This is a genomic window from Agathobacter ruminis (assembly GCF_002735305.1).
Lineage (GTDB): Bacteria > Bacillota > Clostridia > Lachnospirales > Lachnospiraceae > Roseburia > Roseburia ruminis.
In genome coordinates, this window is the sequence record NZ_PDYG01000013.1 from 1 (window position 1) to 15,829 (window position 15,829).

Here is a 15,829-nt window from a genome sequence, read left to right on the forward strand (position 1 = left end):
GATGGGGTGAGGCGGATATAGAAAAAGGTCCGGTGGACCGTTTTCCCGCCGAACCGACCGACGAAGCCCGTCAGGGCGAGGAGACCTTGAACCGCTTGCGAAGCAAGCTGGGTTCAAGTCCCCTTCCGCATTAAAAAAGGACATCCGATTGGATGTCCTTTTTAATGCGGAAGATGGGACTTGAACCTATTTCCGACCCCCGAAAACACTAGAAAAATGGAGGATGTAGAGCCGGCTACCTCTGGGGGTCAATCAGGGGGTCAACCATTTTTCAAATCTAATCCACATCTAAATATCTAATATTCACTTGTCATACATGAAAGAAAGGAAATGTATGACAAAATCAATCAATCCATTAACACAAAATCCTATTGTAGATGCAGTAGGTAAACTCAATTTAACCGGAAATATCGTTCCGGAATCATGGTATTACACCATCATAAATGACAAAGGAAAAACCAACCCTCTTGCCATTCTTATTTTGGCGGATATTGTCTATTGGTATCGTCCTACGGAAGAACGAGACGAAACCACCTTATCCGTATCCTATTCTAAAAAATTCCACGATGAAAACTATCTGCAACGAAGCTATGAACAACTAATGGAAAAATTCAACATCTCCAAGAAGCAAGCTCGTGACGCGCTCATTTTTCTCGAAGATCTCGGTGTAGTCAAACGACATTTCAAAAGCATAGTCGTTGCAGGTCTTCCGCTTTCAAACGTAATGTTCCTTGAACTCATTCCGGATGTTTTAGAAAAGCTCACTTTTCCATCCGGACAATTTTTAGACCTAGGTGGTAACAAAAATGTTACTACCCCCTTCCCTAAAAGTAACGAGGATATGACACAAATGGAAACAGCCCCTGATGAAAAAGTAGATACGTATACAAAGACTTCATCAAAGAATACTACAAATATTTCTACACAGAGTTCTTCAACAACACTTGAAGACAAAAATTTGGCTTTTGTTGTTGATGAAGCACAGGAGTTATTAAAAGAGTTTGATTTACCAGAGAAGGATATTCAATCCATCTTATCGGCTGCGGACCACGATATCCTCCGTATAAAAAATGCAAAGGCTGTCTTTGATCAACAAACAGCAAAGATTAATAACGTAACCGGTTGGTTCATCAAAGCCATTAAGGAAGGATATCAACCCATTAGCAAAACTCCTCGCATAAGGAATGGAATTCACAATTTCCTGGAACGTGAATATAGCGATGACTTTTGGGAACAGTTGGAACGCAGAAAGCTAATGGAGGATTAGTAATCCATTCCTTCAACATCGGCTAAGAAATATAAGTCCGAGCGAGGACTTTTATTTCAAAGGCGATGGTACAAGGGAAAGGCGTCGCCTTGGGAGTGTAGCTCCCGATGAGACCAGGGATGGCATCGCCGGGGCAGAGCCCCAAAAGATTGGGTTAGCCATCGGCAAGGGCAAAGCCCTTATGAGATGCCCGTCATGGCGAATGACCGCTAACCGCGTAGGTTGGGGTCCCCGAGTTTGTGCGGACGAAGTCTGCGACAAACTAATACGGGGTATTTCCTTGACGCGACAAGGTGTCGCTTTAGGAAATATCCCGCAGGAAATTTAAACAGTAACTTGTGGTCCACTGGACCAGAAGTTACTTTGAAAGGAGAATTAACATGGCACATTATAGACAGACAAACCACAACGGCAGAGTAAATGCTAAGACCGGGAAAGCATATTCCCGCAAACATAATGACCGACAGTATGATGTAACAAAAGCAGAAAACATTAATGAATCCATGGTTATCAAAAATATCATACTGCACTATGACAAAGATAATGTCCCCCATGTCATTGATAACGCTGATGAGAATCGCACATCCATTGACGAACATGAGCACACCATCTACCAAGAATTATTTGGAGATAGTCTATCCGCTCAACACAGACGCAACGAAGCAGCGAGACATCCGGAGCGAAACAAATCCATAGATGACCTATTGGATTCCAAAAACACTTGTCCAGAAGAAACTATCTTTCAAATCGGATCTGTAGATGACGGATTCCCGGATTCCTCTATACTTATGGAGATATTTGAGGACTACCAACGCGAAGTAATTGCGCGATTTGGTCATAACATTCACTTCCTTGATGCCGCCTTACACTTAGACGAAGCGGTCCCGCATATCCATGTCAGAAAAGTATGGGCATATGATGGAAAGGATGGATTGGATATCTCTCAGAATAAAGCCTTGGAAGAAATGGGCTTTGAAAGACCGGAGCCGGACAAAGCACCTAACAAATGGAATAATGCAAAAATTACATTCTCCGAGTGGGAACGTGATATCAAACTAAAGCTTTGTCAAAAATATGGATTAGATATCGAGCTTGTTCCAAAGGTTCCGGGAAAAACATCTATGACAAAAGAAGAAGCTATCGCTGTTAAATTACAGGCAAAGAATCACGAAGCCGAAGAAAAGCTTAACGCTACAGAAAAGAAATTGGCAAAAGTTTCTGCGGAGCTTGTAACCGAAGAAATGAAAAACAAGGAAATCTCCGACACAAATATATTTGGACGCCCTCGCAAAATTGAAGTCACCGCTCAGGAATATAGGAGTTGGCAAAGATCAGCTGAGACCAAAGAACACAATGAAGCTTTAGTAAAAAAGATTCTCGAAAAAGAAAAAGAACTCTCTTTTACAGCGATGCATCTCTCCCAAAGGGAAGCACTTATTAAAAAACGTGAGTCTCGTGTTGATAGCGAAGTTCAACAGAAGGTCGACAAACTACTTCCTGGAGAAATTAAACGTTGGAAAGAATATTTATTTGCAAAGGAAGAAGAACTTAATTCAAAAGAGAAAAAACTTAGTTCTATTGCTGAAAAACAACATGACACAGAAGTCTACCTCAAATCTGTATCAGACAAACTTAATCATCGCAAAGCAGAGTTGGACGAAGAAGTAAAAAAATCCGTAGCGGATATTATCAAGGATGCCTTTAAAGACTTCTTCACCAAGTTTAAGGCAACCTTCTTCAAACGATTCGAAGGTAAGCATCAGTCTGAAGTGATTTCCGTTATTCAAGAAATGCCTATTGATGATGTTACCGCTGACCGCTTATTCAAATACGGATTCTATGATGCTGAAAAGTTTACTGTGGGAGAGATTCTTGAACGCGCAGAAGCCGAAGATATCAAAGATGCTCTCCATGAAGCTGGTGCAAACTACCGACAGATTAAAATGTCAAATATTGAAGATGTCAAAAACGGATTATCCGAAGGACAAGATATGGACGCTCTCATACATGCGGTAACGGAACAAGTAGCGCAAAATATTGTACGCGGAAGACATAAATAACTTCTGGTCCATTGGACCAGAAGTTATTCTTTTAGAAATATGCACTTATTATTTAGCCTCAATCAAACGGATTGCTATAACACATCCAATCAAGTGGATATGAGACACCTAATTCCGCTTCTAATTTGGCTTGACGCTTCGCATTATTTGAAGTTTTCTTCATATTCTTCTCATTTGCAACCCTTGCTTTATATGCCTTATTGTTAGGATTGTTTTGATTTGCGTAATCGTTAAGCTCTTTCTGAGTATGCGTCTTTGATGACACACCTTTTTTATTTGCCATAAATGCATCCTCCTTTCCCCTTGAACTTATAATTACGCACTGGATAGCGGACCTCACGATCACCTTCTAAGCTGAACCCAACATACAAATATCGGATTATCCCTGCATTTAATCAATCCTCAAGGACGGAGAACGTTTTTACGCCATACCGTAAATAACGTCATAATTATTATACCAAATATCTCAAAAAAAATGGGATGGCACCATTTTTGACGGAGCTGCGGGCGGTGGCAGGGGTTCTTTATGCTTGCAACCGACTTGCTTCTTCGTAGATATTGTTCAGTACATCATTAAATGCTCCAAAGCGATCCACCGCATTCTGCGCATCCGTCTCTCCCGTACTGGAAAGGGATGCCACCTCTTCACTGGTGGCGGAAAGATTTGTAATGCTCTCATTGATCTCCGCTGCGGATCTCCCGATGGCGCTGATGCTGTCTCCGATATCATCGGAACGCTGGATCAGGTTGTTTACGTTCTCGTCGATCCTCTGGAAGGTCTCTGCCGTATTCTCGATGAGTTCGTTCTGATCCCGAACGGAATCCGCTGCTTCATTGGTGCTGTCCATGGCTTTTTCCGCATCCTGAGTCAGTTCTTCGATGATCTCGGTGATCTGGTTGGAAGCGGAAGCTGTCTGCTCCGCCAGTACCCGGATCTCATCCGCCACAACGGCAAAGCCCTTGCCGGCTTCTCCCGCTCTGGCTGCTTCGATGGAAGCATTTAGTGCCAGAAGATTGGTCTGGCTGGAAATGGAAAGAATGGTATCCACAATACTTTCCACACTCTTTACCTTTTCCGTCAAAGCCTTTGTGGCATCCACTGTCACCTGACTTAAGTCTACCACGCTGGCTGTCTTGGCTCTTAAGTCCTGGATCACACCAACACCGTTTTGTACTGCCTGCTGGGTCTCTCCGGAAACCTCCATCATCTGGTTTCTCTTTTCCTCGGCAACTTCCGTCTGCTGGTTGATATCGGCGATCATATGGGACTGTTCCGTAATGGACTGGGCAGTGTTTTCCGTACTACCGGCGATCTCATGCATTCCGTCACGGTTATTGGTGATGATCTCTTTTAACTCCTCAACGGAATTCTTTGCGTCGTTAAAAAGCTCTGTAATGTTCCCGGCTACCGCCGTCATCTGTTCCGTAGCCTTTTCCTGCTTGGATACGTTCTCTTGGATCTCCTCTTCATCCTCCATGGTCAGCTTTTTACGGAGTTTCATGCTCTCGATGGAAGCAATGCCGGTAAGGATGATGATAAATCCCGCCACGATATGTGCTCGGTTCGGTTCATGGGTGGCGATCACTCCCCGGATCAAAACAATGAGGGGCATCACGGTAAAGATGGCCTGGCCCTCGATGAGGAGCCTCAGGTCCAGATAGGTCACACAGGAAAACATCACCGGAACGGCAAATGCGTAAAACATCATATCATTCTGGATCAGCATCACCACGATATACATCACCGTGGAGCCAAACATGATCAAAACCGCACCGAGTCTTTTGTCCTTAAACTTAAAGTACCCGAAGGTCATGATCCCCAATCCCGCCAAGCAGAATAATGACTCAGCGATCAGTGCAGGTCCCACTCCGTGTACGGCCATATCCAGAAATACCATCAGTGTGGCAACCACTACGATGATCACATTGACCCGATATACGGTCTTGTTCGCCCGCATAAAATGTTCTCTACTCATTATATGTACCTCCATATACAATCTGTCATATGCAAGCCACATTCCTCAGTGTGCGAACTCGCTCTTTAATTATAACAATAATTTAGGGAATTGTATATACAAGATGGCCCCCGGACCGGATATTCATATCCCTTTCCTACCTTTTTGGGTACCTGTCCGGCCATCAGTATTTCTTTTTGAATTTCTAGAACTTTTTCCCCTCAAACTCCGGCGACTTCAGCTTCACTGTCACGTCGTCGATACGACCGCTACATTTCTTTGCCAGTATTTTCGCCAGATGATTTCCGCCTTTTATACTCCAGCATGTGTGGTTATGCTTCATCCGTCTGGCGATAACGCTCCACATATGATTCTCCATCGTCCCCATGTTTCGGTAGACAATTCCTTCCGGCGGATCAGGTAACGATAGCCCTCTCTCTTGATAGGGTAGTAAGCCGTCCTTGTTGTTTTCAAAGTATTTTAACAGTGTGTCGACTTTTTCGATTTCTTCATCTTCCGTTAAGCTGTTTCTGTATGTCTCGAGAAAATCAAACATCCCTTCCACATCACACTTGTCCAGGTATCTGCGAACTTCTTCTGCCGCCTCCACATGTGGGATGTTTTCCCTCGAGGAGGAAATCCCGGCAACCACAACCTTATTATCAAGCGCGTATCGGTTTTTCCCTATTTCCTTCCATCCATCATAGGCGATCCCTACCTTGATCTCTGCTTTCTTTTTCTTCTCATTCTGCAGTCGTACATAAACTCCATCCGTTTCTTCAAACAGGACCGGCGTTTCTTTCTCGCCCTGGATTATTCCTGATCTGTGTGCATTGACGAGAGATTCCTCATCTTCACACACCTTTCTTCCCAGTTCTTGTATGACATTCCACACACCCATGGCACTTATGGTTTGTCCCGTCATTTCCGTAACCTTTGCGGCGCATTCTCGATAAGACATCTCAGTGATTCCCATCACCAATTGTTCTGCCATGTTTTCCGATATCAGGCCTACTGATGGAATCTTAAGTTGCTCATCCAAGAGGAATACAAACTTCTCTGTTCCATCTTCCCTGGTTGTTTTATATACTCTTCGTTCGTACTCCACTTCACCGTAGACAGTCTTGACTGAAGTTTTACGTAGGCCTTTGTGACGGTATGCCTTCTTATCCCTGGTTTGCATCAGATATTCGTCATACCTTTCAAGGAATTCTCTGGTATACTCCTGTCCCCATTGGCAGATCATCTGAAACGTTTTCTTTTCAAACTCCTTGAACGTAATCCCATCTTCGGCTAACATAGTACTCATCATACAGACTCCTTTGTATTTTTTTCAGCAAACTTAATACTAAAGTTTATCTGTATGATTGGGAAGAGATTTTTCTCTTCCCTTTATTATTGCCAATTATAATTTTACTCTATGTAGTAATCCGTCTCAACTCGTCCCAAATAGAAGATGTAAGAAAAAAAGAATCAAAAATTTTTAGAAATCAAAGGTTTAACCACCCAAGTATATGGTAGGAAGAAAAATTTTTTCAAAAATTTCTAGTAATCAAGCTCAACTCGTTCCAAATAGTAGGTAGAAAGAAAAAATTTTTGCCTTGATTTAGTAATGAGACATTCTGTGACCCAAATGTATTAATAAAGGGATAAAAAAATTTTTTCTTCCCGGTTTAGTAATGGGACCGAAAGCACCCCAAATGTATTACAAAGAAATTTTTATTTTTCAAAAATTTTTTCGGATTAGGGGCTTATGTGTCCCACATACTTAACAGAAGCCAAAGTAAAGCACCTTGACAAGTGAATATTGGTATTTGGAATTGTTGGACGAGTTTTAAGAAAAGAAAGGAGGTGATCTGCATGAACAAAGACCTAACAAAACCGGCTGGCGATGATCTTAGTATTGAGATTCAGCAGTTGAGAATGCAGATCGCCGCCTTGAAAAAATCCAAAGATGAAGGTACACTTACAGAAGCCGGCTCTACGTATTTAGACGAAATGACTAAGAAGCAGTTTAAATTAATAGAGCAAAAAGTATTATTGGTTCACGATAATGCTATCCAGACCGGCACTCTCAAGAAACGAGGGAAAGAAAAGACTTACTATCAGACGAGGCTTAAGAACGATAACTCTGTTCCACGTTCTTACTCTTACGAAGGATTAATCGAAAAGTTATACGCTTATTACTTTGGCGGAGATATCTTAAATGATTATTCCTTTAAGTCACTCTTTGAGTTGGCACTTGATGAAAAGGTAAGAACCGAGGCTCCGAAGGAAAAGACCATCCGTGATTATGAAAGTTCATATAAAGCTTTTATCACAGATGAGTTCGGTTCCAAGGACATCCGCTATATGACAAAGGCGGAACTTATGGAGTACATGCAGGTTATCACTCAGACAATGCATCTGACCAAGAAGCGGTTTTACAAGTTCAAAGGAGTATTAAATCTGGCTTTCCGATATGCTGCAAGTGATGATCACGGAATTATCCAACGCAATATCATTCCGGAGGACAATACACCTTTCATCAGAAACTGCAACGTGGGCAATGACAGACCTGAGGAGAAAGCTTTTCAGCCTCACGAGATAGAACGAATCCGTACATACCTTTGGAAGCGCGTTAACACGCTCAAATACGATGTAAACGGATATGCCATACTATTTTCCTCACATACAGGAGTAAGGCAGGGAGAGATACCTTCTCTGCGTTGGGAAGACATTACCGACAAGATGATACATATCCATTCTCAACAGAATGATCATATCACCGAAAACGGTAAAGAGTATTACTACAACCCAACCACAAAAAATGAGAAGGGCGATAGCAAGAACGGACGATACATTCCTCTTACAAAGGATGTAAAGTACATCTTAAGTGAACTAAAGAAAAAGCAGGAAGCCTTAGGCATTCATTCCGAATGGGTATTCTGCAAAGAAGATGGTACTTGGACTACTACCGTAGCCTACTATGAAAGTCTTTATAAGATTTGCATAGAAAAGCTCGGACTTGGTCTTAGTAACAATCATGCTTTCAGAATCGCACTCAACTCTTATGTATTAATACCTATGGGATTGAATCCGGCTGAACGCGCCAGAATACTTGGACATTCTGTAAAGACAAATCTTGAGAATTACACCTTTTCAAGAGACAAAGAATACCTTAATGAGATTGGTGACATTTGGGATGCTTTTAACGAAAACGCAGGAATATCAAGAGTTTCGTAGGGGTCAACCGGGGTCAACCACTTTTCATTAAAAAGCAAAACCCCTGAAAGTCAGTACTTTCAAGGGTTTCACCAAAAAAATCTTAATGCGGAAGATGGGACTTGAACCCACACGCAAGCAATATGCACAAGATCCTTAGTCTTGCTCGTCTGCCAGTTCCGACACTTCCGCATAACCTTTATTCGGTTTATGTCACTCACGCGACTTGATTATAATATCAAACCACGCGAGTAATGTCAACCTAAAAATTCAATTTTTTTGATTTTTTTCGTTTTAGCAAAATTAGAATTGCATATAGACAAATTCTGCCGGATTGACACCCGGTCCGTAGAATCCAAACAGCAATACAGCAAAGATTCCAATCAACAGAATTGCCCAGCGAAGCGGCAGCTTCCGGGTCAGGACAACCTTGCGAAGTTCTCTTCCGGTGCGCTCCTGGTACATGCTGATTGCAAACCACATAACACTTCCAACAATCAAAACCAGATAATCCCATGCATCAAGGCCGGTCAGTTCAAGTGTTTTGACGATAGTATAAGGATTCAAGTCAGGAAGATGCAGATCTGTGACAGAGCGAACAAGCATCAACCATGCATCATGCGCATTTTTTGCAATATCAAAATAGTATCCGACCAGGATCATCAGCCAGGTCCATACCACAGCGACAACAGTTGCAAAAACGCCATTTTCTTTCAGGCGTGTTACCTTGAAGAAGCCACCTGCAATTTTTGCACGAATCGGCGCAATTAATTCACCGATCATGATGACAACACCGTTCCACAGTCCGAAATAGACATATTTCATGTTGGCGCCGTGCCATACACCAATGACCAGGAAGGTAATCACGCTGGCAATACAACTCGGAAGCACCTTGCTGATATGGTCACCGAATTTCGGCTTCAGCCATTTGCTTGCATTCAGAGATGCCTTGGAAATGGAAAGCGGATAAAAAATATAATTGCGGCACCAGTCACCCAGTGTCATATGCCATCTGTGCCAGTATTCTGTCAGAGAACGCGAGAAATACGGACGATTGAAGTTGATCGGCATGGTAATGCCAAACAATTCACCGACACCTCGCACGATATCAATTCCGCCGGAGAAATCCGCATACAGCTGTACTGCATAAGTCAATGCCGCAAGCAATACATAAGTGCCGTGATATGCAGACGGATTGTCTGTCACAAGGTTCACGACGGTAACTGCACGATCGGCAATGATTAATTTTTTCATGACACCCCATAGAATCAAAAGTAATGCTCTTCGGGTGCGTTCATAAGAAAGGCTGTGCCCCTCATATAACTGGTTTGCCAATTTGTCATAAATGGCAATCGGTCCCTGTATAATCTGCGGAAAGAATGAAACAAACAAAGCCAGTTTGAAATAATTCTTTTCCGGTTCCACGATTTCACGATAGACATCAATCAGATATCCCATGGACTGGAATGTATAGAATGAAATTCCAAGCGGAAGCAATAATCCGATTTCACTTGCCCACGGAATATATTTGAGGAATCCCAGGATTCCGAAATTAAGGATCAGTCCAAGGAACAGCACGGCCATTCTCTTGTGCAATCCACGTTCTTTATATTTCTTGCGCGTCTCGCGATCCCATTCTCCCTTATGCGCTTTGACAACCGCATTCTGATGCTCCAGCATGGACTGAATCCAGCGCGCACATCCGTATGTGGTCGAGATGGTAAAGATGATAAACAGCACATACCATTTACATACCAGCACATAATAGGTCATACTTCCGGCCAGAAGCACGCACCAGCGATACTTCTTCGGAAAGATATAATACAGGACCAATACTGCCAAAACAAAAATGACATATTTTAACGATATTAAATCCATTCTAATTCTCTGAGCGCATGTTCAAACGAGCCGAATGAATATGCTCGCGAATCAGCACTTCTCCCTTTTCTTCTGATTTTACATAAACTGCAGGCATCGGGCGCGACAAAAACAGTGCCGGAGCTTCTGTCATCGAGTAGGCACCACAACGTCCGAACGCCAATTGATCACCAACTTGCATTTTAGGCAATTCCACTTCGCGAAGCAAAACGTCCGCAACCGTACACAGACTGCCGCATACGCAGTATGGCACTTTTTCGTCACTTGCAAGCGAATTATTTTTTGCAGGTTTTACTGCAATTTCTGTTCCGTCAGCTTTCTGTACCGAAAGCGGTGGAATCTGCATAGCCATACGCTGACCGTAATAATTCAGATGGTGCATTCCTCCGTCCACCATCAGATAGTTGGTCTCATAGCTGGTCTTGATATCCTTGACTGAGGTATAGAATGTACCGCAGGAAGCTGCAAAATAGCGTCCCATCTCAATCGCAAGCGGATACTTCTCTGCAAACGCATTCAACGCCCCTGCTGCCTCTGCAAGTGCAGCCATATCACAGGCTTCGCAATCTTCCTCAAAATATTCGGTATAGATTCCCGGTCCGTACTCCACCATCTGCGGTGTGAAATCGCATTCGTCATGCAACTGAACAAGAATCTTTTCAAGTTTTTCAAAATCCTTTTCGATTTTGCGCAGCGTCTTTTGTGTGCCGCTGAAAAAATGAATTCCAATAATATCCAGATTATAATATTTGCTCTGCTGATTCTTAATGATTTCTTTTGCGTCCTCAATCGACATTCCAAACTGATTGCCGCTTGTCACACGAAGCAATGTCTTCATCGGCTTGTTCTCTGCCTGCACCAAAAGTGCATGGCGGATGCTCTCACAGGTGATGATATCCACCCCGTATTCCACCGCCTGATGGACATCACAGGACTCCTTCACCACTCCGGAATAGATAATCTTTTCCGGGGCGATGCCCAGTGACATGCAGATTTCGAGTTCTCCCGGACTGCATACTTCCACGTGATCAAATGCCTCCGGAAGCTGTTCGAGCAAAAATGGATTGGCTTTGATGGAATAGGTCAGCGGAATGGTCGGCAATGCCGCCTTGACTGCCTGTGCACGCTTTGCAAATGCATCAAGATCAAAACAATAACACGGAGTCTGCATCTTACTCCTCCATCAATCTCTCAATCAGTTCTACCATTGCATCTACATTATTAAAGTTCTTTGGAAGCAGATCCTTCGGGCGAACAGTGATATCAAACTCATCTGCCAGAGATGATACAAGTGCAACCACGTCAAATGATTCCATGATGTGATCATCAATCAATGCCTGCTCATTTTCAAAATCAATATCAGGTCTTAACTCCTCTAAAATCTCCATTAACTGCTCTCTCGTACTCATACTACATTTCTCCTTCCAATTTCTTTAAATCAATTTTCCCGTTTGGTAACTTCGGTAAAGCATCCATTTTAATTAACTTACGCGGCACCATAAATCCCGGAATTGTCTCGCGTAAAGCCAATGACAATCCTTTCTTTTCAAGATCTCCGCAATAAAACAGTACCAATACTTCCTTTGGTTTGTTATACAGACATGCGCTCTCGCTGATTCCCTCGATGGCATTGGCTGCACACTCCACTTCGTCAAGCTCGACACGGTGTCCCATATGTTTAATCTGACGATCCATACGTCCATGAAAATGGAGAATTCCGTTTTCATCGAGACTTCCAATATCACCCGTGCGATAAATACGCTCCGGATATGCATGATTCGTCGGATTGTTTACAAAACTCTTTTCCGTACGTTCAGGATCATTATAATACCCCAAAGCCAGAATCGGGCCTGACACACAGATTTCTCCGCGATCAGCCTTTTGATTATTTTCATCCAAAAGGAATACCCTGTAATTCTCATATGCCTTTCCGATTGGAAGCACTTCATCATCGGTCACTCGATGATCTACCACATAATAAGTACAGCTTGCGGTTGCTTCTGTCGGTCCATACTGATTTACAAAACGTGCATCCGGCAAATTCTCCTGCCATACGCGAAGTGCGCTGCAAGGCATCACTGATCCGGAAAAACATACTTTGTTCAATGAGGTCAGTTTGACTTCCTCAAACGCACCAAGGCTAAGCGGAACAGTCAGCGCCGATACACTCCAGCCAACGGAAGTCACATGCTTTTCGTTCATATATTCAAAAAGCATATTCGGCTCCATGAAATATTCTTTCGGGATAATGGCCGTCTGGCAGCCGGTTTTGAACGGAATATAGATATCGCGGATTGCCGCAATATAATCAAGCGGTGACTGATTGCCCAGGCAATCCTGTTCTTCAATCTGCATGACCTTGCAATATGCATTGATATAGGTCATCAATGATTCATGTGAAGTCATGACGCCCTTCGGATTTCCGCTTGATCCTGAAGTATAAATGATATAAAGCGGATCTGTAACCACCATCTGCTCACGGATTTGGTCCAGTGCAGTTGCATCGATATTGGATGCATCCAGACTTACAATGGTCTCATCCTGCTTTGTAATTGTCAGTTCATCAAAATCCACTTTGACGATTGCAGGCATCCGATCTTCAAAAATCTCTGATGCCAGCTTCAGGAATCGTGCGTGACTCTCCTGATCCACCAGAATCAATGACGGATTCAGATTGGTCAAAATCTTTTGGATTCTCTTTTGCGGTAAGGTTGCATCAATCGGTGCATATGCTCTTCCCGAATAAACAATTCCGGCAAACAATGCCGGTGTGGTAGCACTGCGTGCAGAAAAGACTGCAACCGGTGCATCCCCTTCCATCTGTGCAAGTGTGGTTCCAATGGTTTTTGCCCATGTCATCACCTGCTCAAATGTAATCTCTTTATCTCCAATAAAAGCCGGCTTCTGCGGATTTTTTGCTGCAGAAGCTTCCAGCCATTCAAGTACATTCTTCATTTTAATTCACTTCACCTTCAAATAAAAATTCCACGCCACTGTCATCGGAACGCGCTTTCCATTCCTCAATCCATTTTGACGCCTTTTGGGCACACATATCCCAATTTTCTTTTACTTTTGCAGGATGTTCCTGCTTTACATCATAATGCTTGATGATATATTTCCCGATATAGTCCGTAAATTTCTGACCACCGGTAATATTCATATGCTCAGGATTATAATAGTTCTCTCCTTTTCGCACCTGAATTTTCTTTTTGTATTTATCAAAATTGACAAAGTCATATCCATAAGACCGAATCAAATCTTCAATCTGATTCAGTGCATATGTATTCTCATATCGATTTGCATGAGGGAATCTGGTAAACAATACATGCTCGAGTCCCTGTTCTTTACAATATTCAAGCAAATCTGTCAGATAAGCACGACTCTTTGCCGTAAAATAATAATGTCTTTTTTTCGCGTGACGCCTGCTTCCTGTCGGTTTGCTCGCATATCCTTTTAAATAGGAAACATCTTCCCGCGCCAGTCGCATTTCTGTTTTCAGCGTGCGATAGCATCCTTTGAGATTTTTCCAGTTGTTATGATTGCATCCAAATGATTTTCCGTATGCATCACGATCCGACTCCGGAATTGCTTCCTCGATGGTCAGTTGACGACGATCCTTGTCCGGGATATAGTCGATATAACTATGCAGGAAATACGGTCTCTCATAATAAGCATCATCATTGATGAAACCATTGATTTCAATTACAACCAGTTTGGGATTCTGCTTGGACAGTGTCTCGCGGACAAGTGATTTGTATACGCTGCCCGGGGCTCCGGAAACCGCCAGTGAATAAGAAGTATATCCATACTGCTGCCATGCTCTGGTCGGGCAGTATCCGGAAAAGATTTCGCTTGCGCCAATCATCACCACATCGAGTGAATTCTCCGGTTCTTTATAAAAACCCTGAACGCATGCAATTGTATATGGATTTGCAACCCTTAATGTTTTATCAAAACATTCAAACAGGATTCCAACCAAAAGAAAGAACGCAATCGTTCTGATTATGATAATTTTCTTTCTTCTTCCCTTTTGTATTATTTTTTTCATGATTTGTCAGCCTCCATAGACACTGCTATATTGTAGACTGTTCGCTTTCAGAATTCAACCACATCTGATAATCTTAAACAATAATTAAGAATCTATTGGATATCCATCTCTGTCACAAAACGATAATGGTGTTTTTCTCCCATTTTTGCATATCGTTTGATGGTCTTGCGCGTTTTTTTCGCGCATTCATCCCAGCTGTTTTTGATTTCTTCGGAATGATTGCCGATCACATCGTAATGATCCACGAGGTATTGTCCAAAATATTTGGTGAATTTCTCACTTCCGGAAATATTCATGTGCTCCGGATTATAATAGCTGTCATCCTTTTCAATGCCAAGTTCAGACTTTACATTCTCGAAATTCTGGAAATCATATCCATATTCTTCTACGAGCTTTCCGATTTCATCGAGCACTTCCGGATTGGCAATCTCCTTTTGATGCGGGAAACGGGCAAACAATACATTTTCAATTTTCTGCTCTTTGCAATAGTTGAGCAAATCAATCAGATATTTGCGGCTCTTCTTTGTAAAATGCAATTCTTTCTTTTTTAATTTGCCCACATAATCGGATTCACATGCCTTGCAGGCGTATCCTTTCATATAAGATTGTCCGCAAAATTCCATTTTCAGTCTGGTACGACAGGTGCGAACGCATCCGCCCAAATCTTTCCAGTTGTTGTGATTGACCGCAAACATGTTCTTGAAATCATCACGCTTGTCTTTATCAATTGCTTCCTCAATCGTCTTTTGCCGATTTGCAGCATCCGGAATATAATCAATCCAGTTGTGCAACTGATAAGTACGTTCATAATAAGTATCCTTATTTAAAAATCCATTGATTTCAAATACGATAGCCTTCGGCTTTTGCTTTGAAAGCGCTTCACGCGCCATAGATTTGTAGAGGCTTCCCGGTGCACCGGAAACAGAAAAAGAATAAGAAGTATATCCGTAATCCTCCCATGCTTTTGTCGCACAGTAATCTGCATATACTTCACTGGCACCGATCACTACAACATCGAGTGAGTTCTCAGGCTCTTTATAGAATCCCTTCACGCTTGCAACTGTAATTGTATCAGAAACGCGCATTGTAACATTCAACAATTCGAACAGCAATACTGCGATTATACAGAAACATACTCCCTTAACAATCAACTTGATTCGTCTTCTCATAATACTAATCCTCTCTTTTCCCACGTGTATAACTATATAGAAAGAGAATAAATTTTTCAAGGTATTTAAGAAATTCTTAAGGAATAACTTGCATTCTTGTTCAACATCTGATAGAATATCCTTTGTTCGCAGGAATGGCGGAATTGGCAGACGCGCAGGCTTCAGGTGCCTGTGGCAGCAATGTCGTGTGGGTTCAAGTCCCATTTCCTGCATATAAAAAGCACGAAACCAAATGGTTTCGTGCTTTT

12 protein-coding genes and 2 tRNA genes are annotated in these 15,829 nt (G+C 42.5%); 4 read left to right on the forward strand and 10 right to left on the reverse strand.

Features of this window, described 5'->3' with window-relative positions; translation table 11 throughout:
• Positions 1-334: 334 nt before the first annotated feature.
• Together CSX02_RS03760 and CSX02_RS03765 are read left to right on the forward strand one after the other, a co-directional pair.
• A complete protein-coding gene (locus CSX02_RS03760) occupies positions 335-1,267 on the forward strand; it encodes a hypothetical protein (RefSeq protein WP_099385691.1) in 933 nt (310 codons plus the stop codon).
• A 380-nt stretch (positions 1,268-1,647) separates the two neighbouring features.
• Complete coding sequence (locus tag CSX02_RS03765; RefSeq protein ID WP_099385692.1) at positions 1,648-3,327, forward strand: hypothetical protein; 1,680 nt, start codon at positions 1,648-1,650, stop codon at positions 3,325-3,327.
• Positions 3,328-3,385: 58 nt separating this feature from the next.
• Here the strand turns inward: CSX02_RS03765 and CSX02_RS03770 are convergent, their stop codons facing one another.
• The 3 genes from CSX02_RS03770 to CSX02_RS03780 form a co-directional block, all read right to left on the reverse strand.
• Positions 3,386-3,610: a hypothetical protein gene (locus tag CSX02_RS03770; protein WP_099385693.1), complete on the reverse strand. Its 225-nt coding sequence runs from the start codon at positions 3,608-3,610 to the stop codon at positions 3,386-3,388.
• A gap of 241 nt (positions 3,611-3,851) precedes the next feature.
• On the reverse strand, positions 3,852-5,303 hold the full coding sequence (locus CSX02_RS03775; protein WP_189281325.1) for a methyl-accepting chemotaxis protein: 1,452 nt from the start codon (positions 5,301-5,303) through the stop codon (positions 3,852-3,854).
• A gap of 184 nt (positions 5,304-5,487) precedes the next feature.
• Positions 5,488-6,582 carry a UPF0236 family transposase-like protein gene (locus CSX02_RS03780; RefSeq protein WP_189281327.1) on the reverse strand — a complete coding sequence of 365 codons (1,095 nt, stop codon included), beginning with the start codon at positions 6,580-6,582 and terminating at the stop codon, positions 5,488-5,490.
• A 560-nt stretch (positions 6,583-7,142) separates the two neighbouring features.
• On the opposite strand from CSX02_RS03780, the gene CSX02_RS03785 reads away from it, so the two are divergent.
• The gene (locus CSX02_RS03785) at positions 7,143-8,507 is read left to right on the forward strand and encodes a tyrosine-type recombinase/integrase (RefSeq protein WP_099385696.1); all 1,365 of its coding nucleotides are present in this window, start codon (positions 7,143-7,145) and stop codon (positions 8,505-8,507) included.
• Between the two features lie 86 nt (positions 8,508-8,593).
• Here CSX02_RS03785 and CSX02_RS03790 read toward each other — a convergent pair.
• The 7 genes from CSX02_RS03790 to CSX02_RS03820 form a co-directional block, all read right to left on the reverse strand.
• Positions 8,594-8,678, reverse strand: a tRNA-Leu gene (locus CSX02_RS03790).
• 111 nt (positions 8,679-8,789) lie between these two features.
• A complete protein-coding gene (locus CSX02_RS03795) occupies positions 8,790-10,364 on the reverse strand; it encodes an MBOAT family O-acyltransferase (RefSeq protein ID WP_099385697.1) in 1,575 nt (524 codons plus the stop codon).
• A 1-nt stretch (position 10,365) separates the two neighbouring features.
• A complete protein-coding gene (locus CSX02_RS03800; RefSeq protein ID WP_031546222.1) occupies positions 10,366-11,535 on the reverse strand; it encodes a diaminopimelate decarboxylase family protein in 1,170 nt (389 codons plus the stop codon).
• Position 11,536: 1 nt separating this feature from the next.
• The gene (locus tag CSX02_RS03805; RefSeq protein ID WP_031546220.1) at positions 11,537-11,773 is read right to left on the reverse strand and encodes a phosphopantetheine-binding protein; all 237 of its coding nucleotides are present in this window, start codon (positions 11,771-11,773) and stop codon (positions 11,537-11,539) included.
• A 1-nt stretch (position 11,774) separates the two neighbouring features.
• Positions 11,775-13,319, reverse strand: a complete 1,545-nt coding sequence (locus tag CSX02_RS03810; RefSeq protein WP_099385698.1) for an AMP-binding protein — start codon at positions 13,317-13,319, stop codon at positions 11,775-11,777.
• A 1-nt stretch (position 13,320) separates the two neighbouring features.
• Positions 13,321-14,412 carry a hypothetical protein gene (locus tag CSX02_RS03815; RefSeq protein WP_099385699.1) on the reverse strand — a complete coding sequence of 364 codons (1,092 nt, stop codon included), beginning with the start codon at positions 14,410-14,412 and terminating at the stop codon, positions 13,321-13,323.
• Between the two features lie 92 nt (positions 14,413-14,504).
• Positions 14,505-15,581, reverse strand: coding sequence for a hypothetical protein (locus CSX02_RS03820; protein WP_099385700.1), 1,077 nt, complete (start codon positions 15,579-15,581; stop codon positions 14,505-14,507).
• Between the two features lie 128 nt (positions 15,582-15,709).
• Here CSX02_RS03820 and CSX02_RS03825 point away from each other — a divergent pair.
• Positions 15,710-15,793 (forward strand) — tRNA-Leu (locus CSX02_RS03825).
• Positions 15,794-15,829: the final 36 nt, after the last annotated feature.

Bases quoted from the DNA above. Each gene is read 5' to 3' on its own strand.
- CSX02_RS03765 (WP_099385692.1), top strand. From the start codon at position 1,648: ATGGCACATTATAGACAGACAAACCACAACGGCAGAGTAAATGCTAAG.
- CSX02_RS03795 (WP_099385697.1), bottom strand. From the start codon at position 10,364: ATGGATTTAATATCGTTAAAATATGTCATTTTTGTTTTGGCAGTATTG.
- CSX02_RS03800 (WP_031546222.1), bottom strand. From the start codon at position 11,535: ATGCAGACTCCGTGTTATTGTTTTGATCTTGATGCATTTGCAAAGCGT.
- CSX02_RS03770 (WP_099385693.1), bottom strand. From the start codon at position 3,610: ATGGCAAATAAAAAAGGTGTGTCATCAAAGACGCATACTCAGAAAGAG.
- CSX02_RS03805 (WP_031546220.1), bottom strand. From the start codon at position 11,773: ATGAGTACGAGAGAGCAGTTAATGGAGATTTTAGAGGAGTTAAGACCT.
- CSX02_RS03760 (WP_099385691.1), top strand. From the start codon at position 335: ATGACAAAATCAATCAATCCATTAACACAAAATCCTATTGTAGATGCA.
- CSX02_RS03820 (WP_099385700.1), bottom strand. From the start codon at position 15,581: ATGAGAAGACGAATCAAGTTGATTGTTAAGGGAGTATGTTTCTGTATA.
- CSX02_RS03810 (WP_099385698.1), bottom strand. From the start codon at position 13,319: ATGAAGAATGTACTTGAATGGCTGGAAGCTTCTGCAGCAAAAAATCCG.
- CSX02_RS03785 (WP_099385696.1), top strand. From the start codon at position 7,143: ATGAACAAAGACCTAACAAAACCGGCTGGCGATGATCTTAGTATTGAG.
- CSX02_RS03775 (WP_189281325.1), bottom strand. From the start codon at position 5,303: ATGAGTAGAGAACATTTTATGCGGGCGAACAAGACCGTATATCGGGTC.
- CSX02_RS03815 (WP_099385699.1), bottom strand. From the start codon at position 14,412: ATGAAAAAAATAATACAAAAGGGAAGAAGAAAGAAAATTATCATAATC.
- CSX02_RS03780 (WP_189281327.1), bottom strand. From the start codon at position 6,582: ATGTTAGCCGAAGATGGGATTACGTTCAAGGAGTTTGAAAAGAAAACG.